At 43.2% G+C, this 21,426-nt stretch carries 21 protein-coding genes; 1 reads left to right on the top strand and 20 read right to left on the bottom strand.

Annotated elements, in window-relative coordinates; genetic code table 11:
- Nucleotides 1-366: 366 nt before the first annotated feature.
- The 15 genes from GDZ68_RS06930 to rpsF all read right to left on the bottom strand — a co-directional run bounded on the left by GDZ68_RS06930 (nt 367) and on the right by rpsF (nt 16,062).
- Nucleotides 367-1,365 carry an NADP-dependent oxidoreductase gene (locus tag GDZ68_RS06930; protein WP_153721549.1) on the bottom strand — a complete coding sequence of 333 codons (999 nt, stop codon included), beginning with the start codon at nt 1,363-1,365 and terminating at the stop codon, nt 367-369.
- 349 nt (nt 1,366-1,714) lie between these two features.
- Nucleotides 1,715-2,194, bottom strand: coding sequence for a 23S rRNA (pseudouridine(1915)-N(3))-methyltransferase RlmH (gene rlmH, locus GDZ68_RS06925; RefSeq protein ID WP_153721548.1), 480 nt, complete (start codon nt 2,192-2,194; stop codon nt 1,715-1,717).
- A gap of 402 nt (nt 2,195-2,596) precedes the next feature.
- The gene (locus tag GDZ68_RS06920) at nt 2,597-3,826 is read right to left on the bottom strand and encodes a S1C family serine protease (RefSeq protein WP_153721547.1); all 1,230 of its coding nucleotides are present in this window, start codon (nt 3,824-3,826) and stop codon (nt 2,597-2,599) included.
- A 111-nt stretch (nt 3,827-3,937) separates the two neighbouring features.
- Complete coding sequence (locus tag GDZ68_RS06915; protein ID WP_153721546.1) at nt 3,938-4,726, bottom strand: MBL fold metallo-hydrolase; 789 nt, start codon at nt 4,724-4,726, stop codon at nt 3,938-3,940.
- Nucleotides 4,727-4,737: 11 nt separating this feature from the next.
- Nucleotides 4,738-5,553, bottom strand: coding sequence for a two-component system regulatory protein YycI (locus GDZ68_RS06910; protein ID WP_153721545.1), 816 nt, complete (start codon nt 5,551-5,553; stop codon nt 4,738-4,740).
- Nucleotides 5,540-6,874: a YycH family regulatory protein gene (locus GDZ68_RS06905; protein ID WP_153721544.1), complete on the bottom strand. Its 1,335-nt coding sequence runs from the start codon at nt 6,872-6,874 to the stop codon at nt 5,540-5,542. The genes GDZ68_RS06910 and GDZ68_RS06905 overlap by 14 nt, the downstream gene beginning before the upstream one ends.
- Complete coding sequence (gene walK / locus GDZ68_RS06900; RefSeq protein ID WP_153721543.1) at nt 6,865-8,688, bottom strand: cell wall metabolism sensor histidine kinase WalK; 1,824 nt, start codon at nt 8,686-8,688, stop codon at nt 6,865-6,867. The genes GDZ68_RS06905 and walK overlap by 10 nt, the downstream gene beginning before the upstream one ends.
- A 6-nt stretch (nt 8,689-8,694) precedes the next feature.
- Complete coding sequence (gene yycF, locus GDZ68_RS06895) at nt 8,695-9,405, bottom strand: response regulator YycF (RefSeq protein WP_153721542.1); 711 nt, start codon at nt 9,403-9,405, stop codon at nt 8,695-8,697.
- A 217-nt stretch (nt 9,406-9,622) separates the two neighbouring features.
- Nucleotides 9,623-10,969, bottom strand: coding sequence for a replicative DNA helicase (gene dnaB / locus GDZ68_RS06890; RefSeq protein WP_153721720.1), 1,347 nt, complete (start codon nt 10,967-10,969; stop codon nt 9,623-9,625).
- A gap of 24 nt (nt 10,970-10,993) precedes the next feature.
- Entirely contained in the window at nt 10,994-11,440 is a 447-nt protein-coding gene (gene rplI / locus GDZ68_RS06885; protein ID WP_153721541.1) for a 50S ribosomal protein L9, read from the bottom strand.
- Nucleotides 11,437-13,413 (bottom strand): DHH family phosphoesterase, encoded by a 1,977-nt coding sequence (locus GDZ68_RS06880; RefSeq protein WP_153721540.1) that lies wholly within the window; start codon nt 13,411-13,413, stop codon nt 11,437-11,439. The genes rplI and GDZ68_RS06880 overlap by 4 nt, the downstream gene beginning before the upstream one ends.
- Nucleotides 13,414-13,424: 11 nt before the next feature.
- A complete protein-coding gene (locus tag GDZ68_RS06875; protein WP_153721539.1) occupies nt 13,425-14,363 on the bottom strand; it encodes a YybS family protein in 939 nt (312 codons plus the stop codon).
- A gap of 551 nt (nt 14,364-14,914) precedes the next feature.
- Nucleotides 14,915-15,154, bottom strand: a complete 240-nt coding sequence (gene rpsR, locus GDZ68_RS06870; RefSeq protein ID WP_304625223.1) for a 30S ribosomal protein S18 — start codon at nt 15,152-15,154, stop codon at nt 14,915-14,917.
- 43 nt (nt 15,155-15,197) lie between these two features.
- Nucleotides 15,198-15,725 (bottom strand): single-stranded DNA-binding protein, encoded by a 528-nt coding sequence (gene ssb / locus GDZ68_RS06865; protein WP_153721537.1) that lies wholly within the window; start codon nt 15,723-15,725, stop codon nt 15,198-15,200.
- Nucleotides 15,726-15,774: 49 nt separating this feature from the next.
- Nucleotides 15,775-16,062 (bottom strand): 30S ribosomal protein S6, encoded by a 288-nt coding sequence (gene rpsF, locus GDZ68_RS06860; RefSeq protein ID WP_153721536.1) that lies wholly within the window; start codon nt 16,060-16,062, stop codon nt 15,775-15,777.
- A 155-nt stretch (nt 16,063-16,217) separates the two neighbouring features.
- On the opposite strand from rpsF, the gene GDZ68_RS06855 reads away from it, so the two are divergent.
- Entirely contained in the window at nt 16,218-16,760 is a 543-nt protein-coding gene (locus GDZ68_RS06855) for a DUF3267 domain-containing protein (RefSeq protein ID WP_153721535.1), read from the top strand.
- 65 nt (nt 16,761-16,825) lie between these two features.
- Here GDZ68_RS06855 and GDZ68_RS06850 read toward each other — a convergent pair whose 3' ends face one another.
- From GDZ68_RS06850 to GDZ68_RS06830, 5 genes are read right to left on the bottom strand one after another with little or no spacing between them, the layout of a single operon-like run.
- Nucleotides 16,826-17,953 (bottom strand): ABC transporter permease subunit, encoded by a 1,128-nt coding sequence (locus tag GDZ68_RS06850; protein ID WP_153721534.1) that lies wholly within the window; start codon nt 17,951-17,953, stop codon nt 16,826-16,828.
- A gap of 10 nt (nt 17,954-17,963) precedes the next feature.
- Nucleotides 17,964-19,211 (bottom strand): hypothetical protein, encoded by a 1,248-nt coding sequence (locus GDZ68_RS06845; protein ID WP_153721533.1) that lies wholly within the window; start codon nt 19,209-19,211, stop codon nt 17,964-17,966.
- Nucleotides 19,208-20,086: an ABC transporter ATP-binding protein gene (locus GDZ68_RS06840; protein WP_153721532.1), complete on the bottom strand. Its 879-nt coding sequence runs from the start codon at nt 20,084-20,086 to the stop codon at nt 19,208-19,210. Before GDZ68_RS06840 ends, GDZ68_RS06845 begins: the two co-directional genes overlap by 4 nt.
- A gap of 1 nt (nt 20,087) precedes the next feature.
- Complete coding sequence (locus GDZ68_RS06835) at nt 20,088-20,840, bottom strand: hypothetical protein (RefSeq protein WP_153721531.1); 753 nt, start codon at nt 20,838-20,840, stop codon at nt 20,088-20,090.
- The gene (locus GDZ68_RS06830; RefSeq protein ID WP_153721530.1) at nt 20,833-21,387 is read right to left on the bottom strand and encodes an RNA polymerase sigma factor; all 555 of its coding nucleotides are present in this window, start codon (nt 21,385-21,387) and stop codon (nt 20,833-20,835) included. Before GDZ68_RS06830 ends, GDZ68_RS06835 begins: the two co-directional genes overlap by 8 nt.
- Nucleotides 21,388-21,426: the final 39 nt, after the last annotated feature.

Raw genomic sequence — 21,426 nt, 5'->3', positions numbered from 1 at the left:
AATATAACCCCTGATTAATTAGTTTTCTACAACTACAGAATTTCTAAAGGTTTCAACTGAATAGGTAGTTTTAGATTCAGGAATATTTAATATTCCGAATTCCTTTATAAACGTACATAACCAACTATTTAGATATTCAGCTTTAAACTTTCCTTCATTAATAAAATTAAAGACTCTATCATTATGAGTCATATTGATACCCTTCAGCACTTCCGCTATTTGAATGCTCCCTATAATATCTCTTCTTACACCATTTGGGATATTTACCTTCACACTATTTACTTTGACTGTTCTGAAGTCTTTCGAAAAGTCTTCCTTTTTTCTTAAATTAATTTCTCATCGAAGAATTTTTATTCACTAGGATGACTATCGGATTTTCAAAACAATCTTTCCTTTAGCCCTTCCTCCTTCCGAATATTCCATGGCCTTTTGAGCATCTTCAAAAGGAAAAACACGATCAATTACAGGTCTGATTTTCCCACATTCAATATAGTCTGCAATAACACGTAATTGATTTCCGCTTGGCTTCATAAATAAAAATGTATATTGAACATTATGCTTTTTTTCAAGTTTCGTTAATTTATAGCTTGCAGCTGAAAACAACACCGTTTTGATAAAGCCTGATCCGTATTCTTTAGCAAAACGAGCATTCGGCAATCCTGAAACAGAAATGACTTTCCCACCACTTTTTATAATCTGGAATGATGTTTCGAGTGATTTACCGCCAAGTGTATCAAATACACCATCATAGTTTTGTAATCTATCCTGAAATTGTTCTGTTTTGTAATTAATAACTTCATCAGCACCGAGGGATTTCACTAAATCTGCACCAGCTTCACTCGCAGTTGTTGCAACATAGGCACCCATTAATTTTGCGAGTTGAATCGCAAATGTTCCAACACCTCCAGACCCGGCATGAATTAAAACCTTTCCGCCCTTTTGTAAGTGCAGTATGTCATGTAACGCCTGATAAGACGTTAAGCCAACTAATGGTATAGAGGCAGCTTCCTCAAAGCTTAGATTTCTAGGTTTTAACGCTATGTCATCTTCATGGACTGCGATATATTCAGCAAAAGTACCAATTTTACTTTTACGTGGACGTCCATAAATTGCATCGCCCACTTTAAATTGAGTTACCTTTGCACCAACCTTTGTCACAACCCCTGAAAAGTCATTTCCGAGAATCAGTGGCATTTTATTTTTGATTAATAACTTAACTTTTCCGTCTCGCATTTTAAAATCAACTGGATTAATACTAGCAGCATGAATTTCTGCAAGTACCTCGTATTCTCCCATTTTAGGCATAGGCATTTCTGCTAATCGCATCGGTACTTTCCCATACTGATTAATAATCATGGCCTTCAAATTACATTCCCCCAAATAAAAAATAGTTTTTTCATTATACCAATGAATTAATAACATAAATTAGCATGCTTTCCGCGGGGTGAGCGATGAGCCATTGCCGCCGCATTCACATCGATTGTAATGACTCCTCTGTCTCACTCATCCCGCTGGAGTCGCTGCCTGTCGCTCCAATCAATAAATTAAGTATTGTTCGTATTTTAATAATTAAATACGATTTATGAAATTAACTCCAATATTATTTTTTAATAAACTTAGTTTGCTTCGGAGGCTCAGGTCACTCCGATGAAAGCTTCTGCCTGAAGAGAAGATCAATAATATCGTTAAATACGACTATTCGAAAAAACCTCAATTACTTATGGTACGGTTCCCCCTTAATAATCCGAAATCCCCGATACACCTGCTCTACCAACACCAGCTTCATCAACTGATGCGGAAACGTCATCTTAGAAAAAGACAGCTTTTCATCTGCCCGTTGCAGCACACTTGAATGCAAGCCCAGCGATCCACCAATAACAAAGACAATCTTACTCTTTCCATACGTCATCAAAGAATCAATACTCGCCGCAAATTCCTCTGATGTTTTCATCTTGCCGTCGATTGCCAGTGCAATGACATGTGCATCTGACGCAATCTTTGCCAGGATCCGTTCCGCTTCTTTCTTTTTGACGATTTCCATATCGGCATTGCTTAATGTTTCGGGTGCTTTCTCGTCCGCCACTTCGATTAATTGCAATTTCGCATAGCTGTTCAGCCGTTTTGTATATTCTTCAATTCCTTGCTTCAAATACTTCTCTTTTAACTTACCCACGGTCACAATCGTTATATTCACAGTTTATCCACTCGCCCTCTAAAAGTTATACACAATACTTATGCACATATCCACAAGTCTTTCTACATATTGTGTCCGTCTATTTTTCCTCTACTACATATCAAATTCTCTGATTACTCAAATCATAATTTGTGGATAACTTTTTATCATTTAAAACTTACAATGAAAACTTTGATTTTCCTTATTACATTTTAGAAGACCCAAACGCAAGGGTGCCAAGGCTTTTCACCTTACACTTACTAATATATTTGTCCTTACAAAGCAATTTTCTTTCACACAATATTATACACATTATTTAGACTTTATCCACAATAGGATAACTGCACAAAAAAATCAGGCATGGCAGCGCGTTTTCGCTGTATGCCTGATGTGGAAGGAAAGTTGTTCACTGTGTGGATATCATCAGAATGTGTTACCGTCTTTCAAGACCATCTCTAACTCCACTGGCTTTCCGCCTCTATAGACCTTTACTTTCAATTTGTCGCCAATTTCTTTTTTGTTATATAAATACTTGCGCAGTGTAACCATATCTGTCACTTTCTCATCGTCCAGCTGAACAATTGTATCATACTTTTCTATGCCCGCTGCTTTTGCCGGCGAATTTGGCATGATTTCCGTTACTACTACACCTTCCGTAACGTCTTTCGGCAGTTCAAGTGTCTGTTGTTGCTGCTGGATCGGGATTTGCTGCAGATCAAGTAATGATACGCCCATTGTCGGCCGGTTCACTTGTCCCGTTTCCTCTAAATGTTCAATGATCGGCAATGCAATATTGATGGGAATAGCAAGGCCAATCCCTTCTACCGTCTCCTGCGAAATCTTCATTGAGTTGATTCCGACCAGCTGGCCCGCCATATTGATCAAGGCACCGCCTGAGTTGCCCGGATTGATTGCCGCGTCTGTCTGCAAGACATCTGCCTGCCAATCAATAATCCCATCTTTATTCAAATCCATTGGAATCGAGCGGTCTTTTCCTGAAATGACTCCTACCGTGACAGAGCCTGCAAACCCAAGTCCAAGCGGATTTCCAATTGCGATAACTGACTCGCCGCGTTTCAGTGCATCTGAATCACCGAACTCCACAATCGCATCTACATGCTTAGAGTCAATTTCGACAACCGCCAAGTCTGTCCATAAATCACTGCCGATCAGCTTACCTTCTGTTTTAGTTCCGTCATCAAAACTGACTTCCAGCTGCTCAGAGTTCTCTACGACGTGATGGTTGGTGACAATATACGCCTTATCGCCCTCTTTTTTATACAGCACGCCTGACCCTGTGCCGGCTTCCTGTACAGAAGAATTTGCTGACCAGAAATCCTGTACTGTCTGGATATTTGTAATTCCGACAACCGCAGTCGCTACCTCATCCACTACATCTGTTATTTCTGTAGAGATATCCATAGGAATTTGGTTATGCTGCGTATTCAAAGTTCCTGGATTTTTATCCGCTGTGCTTTGATTTGAGACTGGCGTTGATTGGTCAGTTGCAAACATCACAACGAGCCATACGATCAGACCGCCAATTAAACCGCCAAGCAATCCCGGCCAAAAGCTGCTTCTTCGCTTTGGTTCACGTCGAGTCTCCTGAGGCGGAATCGGCTGCCACTCTGTCTCGCGTCTTTCTTCATCCATCTGCGCATCCTCCTCATCCGAAATTTTACATAATGTATTCTTACTTTACCCCAAACCAGGTAATTCAACGCAAAAAGCCTTACTATTTTCAGCAAGGCTTTCGCAATTTTTTCAGACCGGCACAAGCTCTGTTGAAACAGTTGCATCTGTATCGCGCAGATGCACATATTCACCCGCACGGATGCCACAGTCTTCCAATGTCTGTGCTACACTCATCCTTGCAAGATCCTTCATATTATTATCCAAGCTCAGATGCGCTAAGTAAATATGCGTATCTTTTTGCACAACCACTTCGCTCATCGCAACGGCTGCATCTTCATTCGACACGTGGCCGACATCACTTAAAATCCGTCGTTTGATGGACCAGGGATAACGCCCCATCTGCAGCATGCTGACGTCATGATTGCTTTCAAATACAAAACTGTCTGCGCCCTTAATATGGCCTTTCATCCGGTCGCTGACATAGCCAGTATCCGTAATGACCGCTAATTTGCGTTCACCTTCATTGAAAGTAAAGAACATCGGGTCAGCAGCGTCATGAGATACCGCAAAGGACTGAATGTCGAGTGAACCAAATGTCTTGACGGTCTCCATATCAAAATGAAAACGCTGGTCTAGTGGAATCTCTCCCACCAGACCGTCCATTGCCTGCCAAGTCTTTGCATTGGCATAAATCGGCGTCTTGTATTTTCGTGCAAGTACACCGATTCCTTTTATATGATCACTATGTTCATGTGTAACGAAGATGCCGTCAATTTGTTTCATAGAACGGTTGATCGAGCTGAGCAGGCCTTCTACTTTCTTACCGCTCATCCCGGCATCCACAAGAAATGCATGCTCATCTGTCTCTATATAGAGCGAGTTGCCTGTACTGCCGCTCGCCAAAATGCTAAAACGCATGTGGAAAACTCCTATTCTGTTTGTTCTTCTAGAAGATCAGGCTGGAACTCAATTACTTTACCTTCGATTGCATTGATAAAGTAGTTTTCAATCGTCCCATCCTTCAATTTTACCTGAATGTTCCACGTCGGTGCAAATACTTGAGTTTCCGTCAGCTGAACTAAAGTGGAATAGCCTGACTTTACTTGAATGACTGTCGAGTCCGGTTTTAAAAACCCTCTCGTGACAAGCGAACCGACGGCATCATCTTGCGATAGCAATTCTTTCTTATGGTTAAAGCTGACAAAGTCGTCGAGCATGCGCTGTTCATAATGTGTAATTTCTCCGTCATCGTCTTCCCAATGAACAACCAGCATGGCGTTCGGGCTATAGAAAATAGTTTCATTTTTTACCCGCTGGAAAAAGACCGCACGCTGTTCATCTTCGTCAATATCCCATAAAACATAGTTGTCACCTTCAAGCACATAATTTGTCAAAAATTCTTCAAAGTCATAATCGCCTTTTTCATTTTTCACCTTTACGGGATTTTTCAGATGAGACAGCAGCCGAGATTTTTCAATCAACACAAATGACTGATTCGTTAAAGACTTTAAATCTTCATCCGAGAAGGTAGAAATATGAGCCGATAAATAGGATACTTCTTTTTTGGCGAACGGAATCGGGTTATATGAAATATTCTCCAGCTTCATCGTTTCTTCCACAGATGTTTTGCCAATGACCTGCATATTATCTACGCCGACCTGCCGATTCACATACATAGAATATAAGAATATATTCAAAATGGAAAAGACGATGATAAAGATTGTTTTGGTTCTATTCCAATCCAATCTGGCCACCTCCCTGGGTTTCTTCCGGCATAAAGCGGAACCAGTTGTCTTTGATGAGGTAATACCAGCAAGGCTGCAGAGTAATCAGTCCCTGGTCTTCATCGCGGATCATATAATAGCCAACAGAGATTTCTTCAATCAAATCAAAATCCAGTTCCTCGGATTCTCTCAGTTCTTCTGCCACTTCAACACCCGGCAGGAGCTCTTCCTCCACTTTTTCATCTTTGAAATCCAACAGTGTAAAATAAGGTCTGATGTATTGGTAGACTCCTGACTCTCCCCACTTCTGCGTGATTTCATTAGTCTCTGACTGGTCGCTGTAGACAGGCAGTCCGTCCGCATACAGCTGAAATTTCACACGGCGTGAAAGAGGATTCATATAATCATAACGGAAATCATCCGTCCAGCCGCCATGCTCATTGACGAAATCAATAGTATTCAGCAGCAGTTCAGAAGGGATCGCAGGCTCCTGACTTTCTGTTGCAGGCATATTAGAAAACGTCAACAGTTTCGTCTTCGTATTAAGATTCATGAGGGCATGGTTGTCGCCATACTCATAATGTATAGAGTCGACTTGATTGCGGCGAACTGCTTTCGGATCACTGAAGAGCGCATCCCGAAATACAAGCGGATCGATTTCCTGCTGCAAATACGTATTGCGTGTCGTCATCACAGGATTTTTCGGGACAGCCAGGAACGGCGCATTGCCGCGGTCAATTTCCGCGTATTCATCAAACGACTGGCCGACATCCAACACATTGCGCAGGAAATTTGATCGGCTCTGCAAATTGACCTGCGCCTGGTAATGTACGCCTCCCGCTTCACTCAGAAAATGAACCAACGGCATTTGTGTGGACTGACTCCAGTCAATGACCAGACGATTGAAAGTGGCTTCCGGAATATTGGCATCATCCATCAGCAGCACATTATCATAGACCAGCATCGGTACTTCCCCCGAAAAGTACAGAGACATCTGACTTGGCTGCCGCAGTACCTGTGCCACGTCAAACTTGGTCAAATCCGTGCTGACGAGCTGCAAATCCGTTACATGCCATGTACTCATTTCGGAAAGAATCGTCTCGATTTTACTAGTTTCCACAGATCCCAGAACCTGATCTTTTAAATTCGTAATCACTTTATACGGTTTTATGATCTGATCGATGGTCTTTTTTTCTGCAATAGAAATATCAACCGTTTGGGATTGTTCCATCTGTTCGTAATTTGGCGAGAAAGTCCAGATGGTAAACGTGAACATGACACTCAGAATGACAAGCAACAGCAATACGATGGATTTGATGGTCTCTATATATTTCAATCCCATTCACCGTCCTCTTGTTGTTCAAATGGAAGCGTGAAGAAAATCGTTGTTCCTTTCCCTTCCTCACTCTGAGCCCAAATATCTCCTTTATGTGCCGTAATCATTTCTTTTGCAATCGCAAGTCCAAGACCTGTTCCGCCAAGTGCGCGGGAACGGGCTCTGTCTGCCCGGTAAAAACGATCGAAAATGCGGTTGACGTTGGATTTTGGAATTCCCATGCCATCGTCAGAAATCATTACTTTAATATAATCGCCCGAAACGGTTACGCCAAAGCGCACTTCGCCGCCGTCAGGTGAGTATTTCAATGCATTAGAAATAATATTATCAAGCACCTGTGTCAGCTTATCGGTATCGATTTCAACGAACAGGCTGCTTGAGTACAGATTGCGTGCAAAGCGGACATTTTGCGATTTTGAAAACTCAAATCTTTCGATGACTGCATTGAAGAAGCGATTGAACTCTACATACTCCTTGTTGAGCTCATACTCTTTGCTGTCCATTCTCGAAAGTTTCAGCAAGTCGTTTACCAGACGGATCATCCGCTCGGTTTCGTTTTGTGTCACACTCAGGAAATTCGGCGCAATTTCTTCGTTTCTCCAGGCACCTTCGGCGAGTGCATCCAAATAACTGCGCATGGTCGTCAGCGGGGTTCGTAATTCGTGCGATACGTTCGAGACGAATTCACGCCGTTCCATATCAATCTTTTCCTGCTCGGTATTATCATGCAGCACAACAATCAGGCCGTTGACGAAGCCGGTTTCCCGCTGTGTAACGGAAATGGTCGCACGCAGGATATAGGATTGCTCTTCTGTACTGAAATCCAGCGGAATCGATTCTTTAACCTGAATCAATTCTTCAAATGTATACTCTGATTCAATGCCCAGAATACTGGCGATCGGGCGGTTAATCACAAGATCGGTCGTCATATCAAGCATCTGCAGAGCTGAGTCATTGATCAGACTGACCCGTCCCCTGCGATCCGTTGAGATGACTCCGTCTGTCATATTTTCGAGAACGGAGGCCAACTTTCGCCTTTCACTTTCAGTCGTGGACTGCGACTCCTGCAGCTGATTGGTCAGATGGTTGAACGCAATCGCCAGCTGACCCATTTCATCTGTTCCGTAGACTTTTACTTTCCGCATAAAGTTTCCGCTCGCCATCGCCTGTGCCTGCCTCCGCATATCCGAAATCGGCCGTGTAAAGGTCCGGGCAATGAAAATTCCTACGATAATGGTAATAGTCAGCGAGACAGCAGCGCCTTTCGCCAATATTCCATTAATCTGTTCAATCTGCCTGAAAACGGTTTCGATATTCGCGTCTACATAAAGCGATCCGATCACTTCATCTCCGTCAAATATTGGTTTGGCCAATGACAGCACGTGATTACGTGATTGCCGATCGATTCTAATGACATCTTGTATTTGTTCAGAAGTGATGGACTTTTTTACGCTTTCATCGGTAGAATGCTGACCGACCCGGGTTTGATTTTCATATGAAGAGGTGGCTAAAATACGATATTTATTATTGATTGCCCGGATCTCAATGATGTCATCCGAAGTAAACTCGGCCAGAACGTTTTTCAGGCTTTGTTCAGGTGTCGGATCACTGTCCATACGCTTTTTCGTAATTTCTTCCCGTACACTGAACTCCACGAGATTCATCCGGTCTACAATCGAGTTCATAAAATTCTCTTTCAGCCTCTGGTCCAGCTCGCGAGCAAAGTACAGCCCGATAATCTGCATGGAAACAAGAATTAGCAGTACATAAATCAATACGAACTTGACATGAATTGACCGAAAAAAACCGACTTTCTGCATAGCGGTTTACTCCTGTTCCGGATCGCGCAGATAATACCCTACGCCCCGTCTTGTCACGATCCAGCTCGGATGGCTCGGCGTGTCTTCAATTTTTTCACGCAAACGGCGGATTGTTACATCAACCGTCCGTACGTCTCCAAAGTAATCATAGCCCCAAACAGTCTGCAGCAAATGCTCACGTGTCATAACTTGTCCGATATGTTTGGCCAGGTAAAAGAGTAATTCGAATTCACGATGTGTCAGCTCAATCGTTTCACCGCGCTTTTGTACGAAGTAAGCATCCGGCTGTATAATGAGCTGGCCGACTGTAATATCATTTGTTGCTTCCTCTTTATCTTCTTCGAGGGTTCTTGCATGACGGCGCAGGTTTGCTTTCACTCGTGCAATCAATTCACGTGTTCCGAATGGTTTTGTTACGTAATCATCTGCTCCAAGTTCAAGGCCGAGCACCTTATCAATCTCGGAATCCTTAGCCGTCAGCATAATGATGGGAAAGTCATACTTCTTCCGCACTTCGCGGCATACTTCCATTCCGTCGCGTTTCGGCAGCATGATATCGAGCAGCATGAGGTCCGGCTGGATTTCTTCTACGCGATTGATGGCGTCTTCTCCGTCATATGCGCAAAATACTGTGAAACCCTCCTTTTTTAAGTTGAATTCTATTATGTCTGCGATGGGCTTTTCATCATCTACTATAAATATGGTTTTGTTTTGCATGATTTGTTCCTTTCCCGCCATATAGGCAGTCGTTTTATAGACAGCTAGCAATCAAAAAAGTTCTTTTCATATCTTTTAACTCTATCACGATTACCGCCACTTCGCACTTTTTTCAAGTAGTTTCCACTTGGTGTTATTTCCCGGGGAATATTTTCCCGATTCATGTCGAAAAACAACACTTCCTTTTCTACGTCCATAGAAAAGGAAGTGTTGCCGTTTAAAATGACGGTGGGCCTTCATGCTGGCTCCAATCAATATTCAAGAACTTATTATATTCCTTCGCAAATGCCAAAGTGACCGTGCCAGTCGGACCATTACGCTGCTTCGCGATGATGATTTCAATCATGTTCTGCATTTCGGTTTCTTTATCGTAATAATCTTCCCGGTATAGAAACGATACAATATCGGCGTCCTGCTCAATACTTCCCGATTCCCGCAAGTCGGACATCATCGGCCGCTTATCCTGCCGCTGCTCCACACCCCGTGAAAGCTGCGAAAGTGCAATGACAGGTATTTTCAATTCACGGGCCAGTGCCTTCAATGAACGGGAAATCTCGGAAACTTCCTGCTGACGGTTATCACTGCCGCGCCCACTTCCCATAATGAGCTGCAAATAGTCGATCATAATCATGCCGAGCCCGTGCTCCTGCTGCAGCCGGCGGCATTTCGAACGGATTTCATTGATTCGAATACCCGGACTGTCGTCAATGAAGATTCCTGCGTTAGACAGTGAGCCCATCGCCATCGTCAGTTTACGCCAGTCATCCGCTTCCAGATTTCCGGTACGCAGCACCTGCGCATCGATGTTGCCTTCTGCACATAGCATACGCATGACGAGCTGTTCTGCTCCCATCTCGAGACTGAAGATCGCAACATTTTCATCAGTCTTCGTCGCAACGTTCTGTGCGACATTCAAAGCGAATGCCGTCTTACCGACAGACGGACGCGCCGCCACGATAATCAAATCATTGCGCTGGAAACCCGCTGTAATCTTATCAAGATCACGGAAACCCGTCGGTATTCCTGTAACCTCACCTTTACGGGTATGCAGCAATTCGATGTTGTCATATGTTTCTACTAAAACGTCCTTGATATGACGGAAGTCTCCTGCGTTTTTCCGGTTGGATACTTCCATCATCTTTTTTTCGGCTTCACCGAGCAGCGCTTCGACTTCGTCTTCCCGTGTATAGCCGTCTTCGACAATGCCGGTTGCCACACGGATTAGACGGCGCAGTAAAGACTTCTCTTCTACAATATTTGCATAATGAACAATATTCGCAGCCGTCGGAACTGCATTCGCGAGCTCGGCTAAATAGGAGATTCCTCCGACATCCTCAAGCTCATTTTTCACCTTTAATTCTTCGGTGATGGTCACCAGGTCAATCGGCTGTCCTTTATCGCTTAGCACCAGCATCGTTTCGAATATCTTTTTATGGGCAATCCGGTAAAAGTCTTCCGGCAGTAAAATTTCCGATGCGGTAATCAGTGCCTGCGGTTCTAAAAATATAGCCCCGATGACCGACTGTTCAGCTTCATTGTTATGGGGAGGCGTGCGCTCGATCATCTGGTCCAAGCTATTATCTCCTTATCATTCTTCTGTAACCTGTACTTTTAACGTTGCAGTTACATCAGGGTGCAATTTAATCGGTACATTCGTGAAACCAAGTGCACGGATTGCGTCAGGCAATTCCATTTTACGGCGGTCCACTTTAATCTTGTGCTGCTTTTCCAGCGCCTGTCCAATTTGTTTGGATGTGATGGAGCCAAAGAGGCGGCCGCCTTCACCAGACTTTGCTTTCAGTTCCACTGTCAGCTTCTCAATCGTTTCTTTCAGTTCTTTCGCTTCAGCCAATTCAGCCGCTGCATCTTTTTTCTGGCGATTTTTCTGACCTTCCAGCTGGCTCATACTCGCTGCTGTAGCTTCAATCGCCATATTGTTTTTCAATAAAAAGTTCTGCGCGTAGCCTGTTGATACTTCTTTCACTTCGCCTTTTTTACCTTTTCCTTTAACGTCCTGCAAGAAAATCACTTTCATCCTTCATTTCCCCTCTCCACGTATTGATTTAATGTATTTCTTAACATATCGACCGCTTCCTCCACTGACGCTGCTTGTAATTGACACGCCGCATTTGTCAGATGGCCTCCGCCGCCCAAGTCTTCCATAATAACTTGTACATTCAACTCACCAAGTGACCGCGCACTGATGCCGACTTTTCCATCATTGCGCTGTGCGACAACGAACGATGCGGAAATGCCCTGCATTGTCAGAAGAATATCTGCGGTCTGTGCGATGAGTACGGAGCTATGAATCACTCCGGAATTGCCCTTCGCGATCGCAATTTCTCCATCTCCTGCAAATTCTACGGTTTCAATTAATTTAGAGCGTTCAATGTACGTCTCAATATCTTCCTTCAGCAGTCTCTGAACCATTACGGTGTCCGCTCCATTTGTCCGCAGATAAGAAGCTGCTTCGAATGTCCGCGCACCGGTTCTCAGCGTGAAGCTTTTCGTATCGACCACAATCCCTGCAAGCATCGCTGTCGATTCAAGCATTGTCAGTTTTTCATTCTTCGGCTGATATTCCAGCAGCTCCGTGACCAATTCTGCTGTAGAAGATGCATACGGCTCCATATAAACGAGCACCGTATTATTAATAAACTCTTCTCCCCGGCGATGGTGGTCAATGAGAACGACCTTCTGAGCCTTGTCCAGCACTCGTTCGTCGATGACCATACTCGGTTTATGTGTGTCGGCAATGACGACTAATGAACGGTCTGTCATCAATTCCAGCGCTTCATCCGGCATAAGCATATGATTGTACAGCTCTTCGTCTTTTTGAACCTCATCCATCAAACGGTTGACACTGGCATCCAGCTCATTGAAGTTTACAACCACATAGCCTTCTACTCCGTTCATACGCGCCATCTTGCGCACACCAATCGAGGCGCCGATCGCATCCATATCGGGCATTTTGTGGCCCATGACAAACACCCGGTCACTGCCTTGGATCAAGTCGCGCAGCGCATGTGAGATCACTCGTGCTCTCACCCTCGTTCGTTTTTCAACAGGATTGGTCTTCCCGCCGAAAAACTTCAGCTTGCCGTCGTGGTGTTTAATGGCCACCTGGTCTCCTCCGCGTCCAAGAACCAAATCCAGACTGGACTGAGCCAGTTCACCGAGCTCTGTGAGAGACGTTGTGCCTGTCCCTACCCCGATACTCAAGGTTAGCGGTGCCGTGTGTTTAGCTGTATTCTCACGTATCGTATCCAGCAGCGCAAACTTAGTTTTCTCCAATTGCTCCAGCGTTTCTTCATTGAAGACTGCCAAGAAACGCTCGGATGAAATACGTTTTACGAAAATACCATATTCATCTGCCCATTCATTCACGAGAGACGTAATCAGGGAGTTCATCTGACTTCTGGTCTGGTCATCCATCGTCTGTGACAGTTCATCGTAGTTATCGACCAGCAAAATTCCAATGGTCGTCCGGTCAGCATAATAAAGTGACTGGATCTTCACACGTTCTGTAACGTCGAATAGATAGAGTAGTTTTTCTTCCGGCTTGTAGTACACCTTGTAAGAACGTCCATTGAGAATGATGATGTCCTGGTCATTATCCTCTTTCGTTACTTGCCGGAAATCTTCATTCATATCATACAGATCCGTGCCGATCCACGATTCACCCGGAAAGATAGAGGAAATGAATGGATTCACCCATTCGACTTGATGTTTGTCATTGAGCAGAATAATTCCGATAGGCAGTTCCAATAATGCTTCTTCTCCGACCCTTTTCATTCGATAGGACAGCGTTTCAATATACTTTTCAGTTTCTTGATAGCTGTCATTCTCCAATTTCCAGGCCATTCCCAAAGCAAGGGCATAACCGACTGCAAAAAATAGCCCTACCCAAAATTGGAACAGCATCAGCAGCACGGCACTTACTCCCCCAAGAAGAGAGAGAAGTGCCAACGGTATTCGAACCGCCCGTTTTTTATAAAATAAATTCAATATTTCATCTCCTACCCTCTCTTGTCTTTCGCTATCCAAGCACGTACATTGATAGCGATATCGATCACACCGAGCATGACAGTGAACGGACTGAGGAACATCGCAAGCAGTGTGGCCGGTACTTTGACAATTCCTGAAATCTTCATCGTTTGCAGTGCAAAATAGATCAGCGCCAAACCTTGCATGAAGAATAAGAATCTAAAGATGAGAATGGCATTTGCTTCCATGAGATAGAATGTAGTTCCCTGCTCTGCCTGAGTGAGAATAGAAACCAATAGCAGCACCATATAAACCGCAACTGTTGCAAATGGAAGACGCATGTTCGTAAATGAAGCAAACTTCGGCACTTCAAAATGTAATCGGGCAGCAATTGCCATAATCGGCATGACAAACAGATAGCCCATGATAAAAACAGCTAATATAAACAGCGATGGAACGACCGTTTGATAATAAGCAATTGATTCAGCTACCATCTTTTCTACATCTCTTGTTGAACTGCCCATATCTGACAGGGTCTTTAACACTTCCTGCTGCACAGTTCCAAAGCTTGCCATAAACTGTTCAACGGGATTCACTTTAACTAACCAGACCGTCCCGAGATAAAGTACAGTGAGCGAAATCAGCAGCGTCAATCCTGTCGCCATGAATATGTAGAGCTTTGATTTGCCTGTGCGGATGGTGTCGCCAATAATTAAGCCGATCAAAGCCATTACAATAGCTGTCGGAACAGACAGTGGTCCGCCGATAATCAGGCTGATGAGAACAATAGCCGCCATCACTGCAAATGTTGAAGTCCGGTCATAGCGCAAACGGTACAGAGTGACAGGTAAAGGAAGCATCGGTACTGTCACAATAATAAAAATCGGCACATACAGCGTAAGTGCCAGTAATATAGCGAACAGTGCAATCATCATGGCACCATGCGTTATTTTTCTTGCTTGATCATGCATAAAGTTCACGCCTCAATTCATTTACAGCTTCTGCCGTCAGGAAAAACAAAAAATACTTCCGGATAGAAGAAGTGTTTCTGACCACTCTAATAATTTTAATATCATCTTTCTAATTGTATCACGATTCGGTCTGAAAACAAAAGTAGAGACAGTATATTATTCCAATTAAATGGCAAATAATCATCTACTTTCTAAACTGCTGAGAATGTGCTGTCTGCTGCTGTCATTTCACAGACAAGCTGTCTGATAGGAGGAACTGAGACTATGATTGGTGTGGACGCGTGGTGTTTTGGTTCGTCAGCGACGGAGTTTGGCGCGCGGAAACCCGGGTTACGCGCGCGGCCGGTGATTTCATTTGTTCTATGATCACGAAACGATAGTCAATGATCACATGTAATGCCTCTATGATCATGCGGACGTGCTGAATGAGCGGCTGGCCAAGCCGTTTGAGCGCGGATGCTGTGTGTATGATCATTGCGGGTAGTTGTATGATCATTTTCATTTAAATAAAAAAACCGCCACTGACTAAAATGTCAGCGACGGTTCCTATATTACCGCTCTTCAGCTACGAACGGAAGAAGTGCCATGATGCGTGCACGTTTGATTGCGATCGTCAATTTACGTTGGTATTTAGCGCTTGTACCAGTAACTCGACGAGGCAACATCTTTCCGCGCTCAGAGATAAACTTCTTCAACAAATCTACATCTTTATAGTCGATGTGTGTAATGTTGTTAGAAGTGAAATAGCAAACTTTACGGCGTTTGCGACCTCCACGACGTGGTGCCATAATTGTTGTCCTCCTTCCTGTTTGCGTAATCGTAAATCTATTTCAATCAGAATGGCAAGTCGTCATCTGTTACTTCGATTGGACCGCCGCCCGGCTGGAATGGATCATTGTCGACACGCGTCATATTTTGCTGACTTGGTTGGTAGGATTGCTGATTGTAGCCCTGTCCTTGATCTTGTGCAGGTGCGTTATTATAAGATGGCGCTCCTCCACCGTAAGACGGTGACGGCTGCCGCTCTTGATTTGCATTTGCACTGCGCGGCTCAAGGAACTGGGTACTGTCCGCAACAACTTCTGTCGTGTAAACACGCTTACCGTCCTGTCCTTCAAAGCTGCCCGTCTGAATACGGCCATCTACTCCGGCAAGACTTCCTTTTCGTAAGTAATTCGCGATGTTCTCAGCCTGTTTACGCCAAGCTACACAGCTGATAAAATCTGCTTCCCGTTCACCCTGCTGGTTAGAGAACGCACGGTTCACTGCCAGTGTAAATCGAGTCACAGCAATACCACTCTGTGTATACTTCAGCTCAGGATCTTTCGTTAATCGACCAACTAAAACGACACGGTTTATCATTCAGAATCAAACCTCCCTCATCATTTAGAATTCAGTAATTTATATCAGCTTACGCGTCAACGCGAGTTACCATATGACGGATGATACCTTCATTGATATTCGCTAAACGTGTAAATTCATCGATTGCTTCAGCACCAGAGTTAAGTGTTACTAACTGGTAGTAACCTTCACGCAGGTCGTCGATTTCGTATGCAAGACGGCGCTTGCCCCACTCTTTCGACTCGATGATTTCCCCACCGTTTGAAGTTAGGACAGTGTCAAAACGTTCAATCAACGCTTTTTTCGCGTCATCTTCAAGAGTTGGGCGCATAATGTACATAATTTCGTACTTTCTCATCAATAGTCACCTCCTTATGGACTTGGGCCCTGCTTTTTCAAGCGGGCAAGGAGTAAGTAATTTTACTATTACTCACATCAGTATATATTATCATATCCTGATTGGAACATCAACCCTGAATATACTATACTGAATGAATTAAGGAGTGAATTCATATGGAAGAACAAAGGCCTGTCATTGTGGAATTAGATTTACAGAAAGTGGCGAAGGAAAGCATCTGGCTGACTGTCCTTCCGCTTTTGACGCTCTTCCTGATCCGCTTCTTCTTGGATGGCGGACTGCATCTGACATTTTCATTTTGGTATCTGCTTTATGGGTTTATCGGTTATCTCGTTTTAATTGTGGTTCATGAGTTTTTCCATTTGCTCGGCTTCCGTATTTTCTGTAATGTTCCTTGGAAGAACATGGACTATGGCGTGAATCTGAAAATGGGGATTGCCTACGCCACGGCAGACCAGCTGATGGACAATAAAGGGATCCGCAAAGCGTTGCTGCTGCCGTTCTGGATGACAGGAATCCTGCCTGCCGTCATTGCACTTTATATCGGTGACGGTGTTCTTCTGACGCTTGGTGCACTGCTGATCGGCGGGGCGGCCGGTGATTTTGCGATGTATAAAGAACTCAAGAAGTTTCCGGATGAGTCGATGGTGAAAGACGATCCTGAACTGCCGAAGCTTTATATTTATCCTGGGGAATGAAAAGAGCTGTTTCCCCATTCAACGAGGAAACAGCTCTTCATCTGTACATAGCAGTAATTTCTGGTTCACTCCAAAATATCCCTGAGTTTTTCTCGCCTAATCAAATAAATTAGAAGACCGGCACTCACAATACTCAATAAGCCATACAAACATGGAACGAGCCATTGTGGAGATTGCACAGAAATAATGTGACTCAACAATATTTTGAATCCCACTAGAAGCATCACAAATAGTAAAGGTATTTGAATACCAATCAATGTGACGAAATTAGGTACAACACTTGAAACAGTCATTGCCAGCATCGTAAAAATTATTCCGATGACGTAAATCGCCAAGATGCACAGCCAAATATACTGTAAAAAAGTTGGATCATACCAAGTCAGGTTCGCAATGAATGCATTCACTCCTAATCCAAAATATGGTGAAGTGCCATTTTGTGCGTATAAGCTGAAATAGAAAGCCAACAGCACCGTGATGACCATCCCTGCGGAAAGAATGCCGGCAATTAATTTTGTTTTATAGAGATTTCTGCCGACTTTTGCCGTGTATTGCAGATCAAGCAGCCGCCTTGTTCGATCTTTTAATATGAATGGTGAAATGAGAAGTACGACGCTGAATAAGACCGTAATTCCGACATGGACAATAAAGTCTTTAAAATTTTGGATGACTACTTCTGAATATGCTTGATACTTTCCTTCAGCGAGTAATTCGTCAAAACGTTTTTGTTGCAAAGCATTCGCCTCAAACCCTATCATTTCTTTCATGTCATGAAATTCCATGAGCCGTGACCTCTCCTGCAGTTCCCAAAAAAGATCTACCTGCTCTTCATGAAATATTTGATTACTCAACTTCTGTTGCTCCTCGTTATTCCAATCAGAAGTTATAAGCTTCTCATAATTCTCCAAGCCGGCAGCTGCAAATTCAGGACGCGCCTGCAAATACTCATCTGCTTCCTTTTTTAGCGATTTATACTGCCGGCTGAAATCCAGCATGTCTTCTTCATCCATCTTCACACCATATTCTTCTATCATTTCTATGCCCAGACGGTATCCGTCAAGTGCTGGTCTGCCATTCGGAAAATATTCAATGTCAAAACTTATTAATAAAAAATACAAAACAGTATTGACAAGAAGCAAAAACGTCAGCATTCTCCACGTTAAAATTTTCTTCATTTCATTCAAAATCATTCGCATCGCCTATCACCTACCCTATATCCGTTTTAGTAAATCTTCTATATGCTGCGAAGCAAATTCCTGCTGCAATCAGCGTCCAGCAGCTGACTGTCAGCCATTCGTAATTTCGAGAACCAGTCAGACCGCCTCCCATAAACGAGTTAGAGATTCCGAGCAATAATTGAGAAAGATTATAGCCTGTAATGAAAAACAGAATAGACGATTTGGACATAAAACTCGGCAATAGCAAAACAGCCACAAAAAAGAGGGCGATGCCTGCAAAAGCGATGTAACTATTTTTCACTACGGTAGCCAACGCAAATGTCAAACAAGACATGAGTAGCCCCCCCGCCAAGACCATGCCAGCCGCCAGCCATAAAAATGTTCCCACCGATATATCCCACCAAGCAATATAAGGAAAATTATATTCCCAGTTGAATGCACTGCTAATGGAAGTTGACCATACATGCGAATAATCAAATACAATAAAAAAAGTACCCAAGGTGATGCCGAGTAATAAAATCATCGTGGCAACTGCAATGGCTATGGAAGCAGAAAATTTATCTTTCATCAACTTCCTTCCACGCTTCGTCGAAAATGTAAGCAGCTGTGTTTTTTGTTCAAATTCATACGCGGTAATTAAAGCTGTTGCTAGGACAATCAGCAGCAACGATTCAATGATGATATGCCTGAAAACCGTTTGAAAAAGAAAGCTATGCATGAAGTAGGCTTTGCCCGCAAAAAACCATTGCTTCTGCTCTCCATTTTTCACTAGCTCTTCAAAACGTTTATCCAGTTTCTCATATTCCTGCAAAAGATAGGACGCTGACGAGCCGCTGAGCCCGTACATTCTCACTTCTCCTTCTCCTGTTGCCTGAATGTCAATTCCTGCATAGCTCTCATCTATTGAACGGGCTGTATTGAAATACATTTCTTTTACTGCAAGCTGCTGAATTTGATTCCAGTGTTCCTGGCTGTATGCTTCTTGTTCTTCTAACGACATATTTTCTAAGAGTTCATGTACGCTTTGGAATTCCAGTCCTGCACTGCGTTTCAACTGGGTCATTTCCTGCTGAATATCCTGATCCAACTGTGCAAGTGAAGTGTCTGAAATATCACGTCCATATGTATCAATCAGTTCGTTGACTATTTTCAACTCTTCTTTATGATCTGATGAACTGACGATCAGATAAATGTTATAAACAGAAAATAGGAGAAACAGTCCTAAGAAAATTGGCGATTGTATTACTTTCCTGCACTCATACAATAAAATCCTCATTGCACTGTTCCGTTTGTTTCATCCCGGTATTCATACAGAAAAACATCTTCTAGCTGCGGCTGTACAGGCAGCCAATCAACGAGTGGAGTTTCTTTATGAATAAATCGGACAATCATTTTTCCGTACTCCTGCTTTTCAGAAAGCAATACATGATCTTGACGGAAGGATTCCAGCTGTTCGAATTCCATTGATGTTTCAAAAACTGCTCCATCCAATGTTCCACAAATAGTTTCTACCGAATCTTTGTAAAGAATCTGCTGGTTTTTAATCATGATAATTTCATTTGCAATGGATTCAATATCCGATACAATATGGGTGGAAACTATGACAAGCCGCGAACGAGCCAGATCGGTCAGCAAATTTCGAAATCTTGCTCTCTCTTTTGGATCAAGGCCGGCAGTCGGTTCATCCAAAATCAAGATCTTCGGATCATTGAGCAAAGCCTGTGCAATGCCGACCCTCTGGACCATCCCGCCCGAAAATTTTTTCATCTTTTTATTCACGACATCGCCAAGTGCTACCTTATCGAGCAGTTCTATAATTTTAGGTAATGCTTCTTTTTTGCTTATTCCCTTCAAGGCGGATAAATAAAGTAAATACTGCTTAGGCGAATAGTTCTTGTAATAGCCAAATTGCTGCGGTAAGTAGCCGAGCAGTTCCCGATAACTGCTGTCCATATCGATAATATTGTTGCCGTTATAGAGAACTTCTCCTTTTGTTGGATATAGTAAAGTCGCCAGCATTTTAATGAGCGTTGTTTTGCCTGCACCATTCGGAGCCAGCAAGCCATAGAGTCCTGTTTCAAATTCCAACTGTATATCTCGCAAGGCAGTAAAATCTCCATATTGTTTTGAAACCTCTTTTACCACTAACACGTTAAACAGCTCCTTTCATTTGTCGTAAATCAAAATATTTTTTCAGCAGGCCACCATATACATACAAACTGCCAAGCAGAACAAGCACATAGATAACTATGGGGATCTGCACAAGCAGCTCACCGTATAATGAGCCCATTCCATAGTGGAGCAGAAGATTCGAAAAGATCCAACCAAACACCATAGCTGCAGTAGTTACAAGCGAGTGTCGCTTCATCAAAGTCCATAAAAACAGATTCGAGAAAATAAACAATGAAGTTAAGGAAATCATCAATGCCCGAATGAAATGAATATTCGGATGAACTTGTGCAACTAAAGTTATGAATAAACTATTGACTAAGATGGACAGCACACTAAAGGCCAGCATCCTAAATGCCATGAGTTGATAAACGTTAAACTTACAAGCCATTTCGACTTCATACGTATCCTTTTCCACTCTTGTCCAATAGCTATATAAGGAAAACCCAAGAAATAAAACAGGTGATATGAGAAACAGTCCAGTATAGACTGCCTCACTCTCTAAGTGGTGCTGCATGGAAAACAACCAGCCAAACAAAAACATTCCAATTAAGAAAACGAGGCTTAATTCCTTTCGATCTGCAAATATCTGCCGTATGCTGATTTGTGAGTACATTGCAGCCATCTGACGAGAAAACGCAGGTCTGGCGAAAACACTTTGTTCTACAATTTGTTTTATCTGTGTTTGCATCAAATGTTCATCCAACTCTGGTACCTGAAACTTATCTTTATTCAAGATGATCTGCCTCCATTTTTGACCGAATCCACCGTAGAGCCGTATAATATCTCGTTTTCGCTGTCGACAACGGGAGGTCTTCGATTTCCGCAATTTCCTGCAATGTGTACTCCCCAAATAGTTTGAGACGAACGACTTGTTGAGAACGGGCATCCAGTTTGTTTATGTATGCAGCCGCACGCGCATAGTCCTCTTTATATTCCAAAGAAAGAGTCATATCATATTCATCTTCGAATTGGTCATCCTCCATCGGCTGTGTAAGCTGTGCATACCGATAACTTTTCGACCGGTAATAATCTACCAGACGATTCGATGCAATCTTATACAACCACGTTCGAAACGATGCTTTTTTATCATTGTATTGATGAATGGACTGGAGCGCACCCATAAAAATATCCTGTGTCAAATCAAGAGACAACTCGACATCCAGCGTCTGCTTATAACTAAACGCATAGATTTCTTTATAGTATTTTGCTACAAGATCATTCGCAGCGGATGCTTTTATATTTTTTTGAAGCTGTTTAATCCACTTCTTCTCTTGATCCATTCAGACGCCACCTACTTGCTTCATTCACTTTTGTTCTCT

It is taken from the genome of Sporosarcina cascadiensis, assembly GCF_009650995.1.
Classification (GTDB): domain Bacteria; phylum Bacillota; class Bacilli; order Bacillales_A; family Planococcaceae; genus Sporosarcina; species Sporosarcina cascadiensis.
Note: the sequence above shows the minus strand (reverse complement) of the source record. Positions and strands in the feature narration are given on the sequence as shown.

Coding starts and splice junctions, on each gene's coding strand:
- GDZ68_RS06920 (WP_153721547.1), bottom strand. CDS start 3,826: ATGGATGAAGAAAGACGCGAGACAGAGTGGCAGCCGATTCCGCCTCAG.
- GDZ68_RS06915 (WP_153721546.1), bottom strand. CDS start 4,726: ATGCGTTTTAGCATTTTGGCGAGCGGCAGTACAGGCAACTCGCTCTAT.
- GDZ68_RS06905 (WP_153721544.1), bottom strand. CDS start 6,874: ATGGGATTGAAATATATAGAGACCATCAAATCCATCGTATTGCTGTTG.
- walK (WP_153721543.1), bottom strand. CDS start 8,688: ATGCAGAAAGTCGGTTTTTTTCGGTCAATTCATGTCAAGTTCGTATTG.
- yycF (WP_153721542.1), bottom strand. CDS start 9,405: ATGCAAAACAAAACCATATTTATAGTAGATGATGAAAAGCCCATCGCA.
- dnaB (WP_153721720.1), bottom strand. CDS start 10,969: ATGATCGAGCGCACGCCTCCCCATAACAATGAAGCTGAACAGTCGGTC.
- rplI (WP_153721541.1), bottom strand. CDS start 11,440: ATGAAAGTGATTTTCTTGCAGGACGTTAAAGGAAAAGGTAAAAAAGGC.
- GDZ68_RS06875 (WP_153721539.1), bottom strand. CDS start 14,363: ATGCATGATCAAGCAAGAAAAATAACGCATGGTGCCATGATGATTGCA.
- ssb (WP_153721537.1), bottom strand. CDS start 15,725: ATGATAAACCGTGTCGTTTTAGTTGGTCGATTAACGAAAGATCCTGAG.
- rpsF (WP_153721536.1), bottom strand. CDS start 16,062: ATGAGAAAGTACGAAATTATGTACATTATGCGCCCAACTCTTGAAGAT.
- GDZ68_RS06855 (WP_153721535.1), top strand. CDS start 16,218: ATGGAAGAACAAAGGCCTGTCATTGTGGAATTAGATTTACAGAAAGTG.
- GDZ68_RS06850 (WP_153721534.1), bottom strand. CDS start 17,953: ATGCGAATGATTTTGAATGAAATGAAGAAAATTTTAACGTGGAGAATG.
- GDZ68_RS06845 (WP_153721533.1), bottom strand. CDS start 19,211: ATGAGGATTTTATTGTATGAGTGCAGGAAAGTAATACAATCGCCAATT.
- GDZ68_RS06830 (WP_153721530.1), bottom strand. CDS start 21,387: ATGGATCAAGAGAAGAAGTGGATTAAACAGCTTCAAAAAAATATAAAA.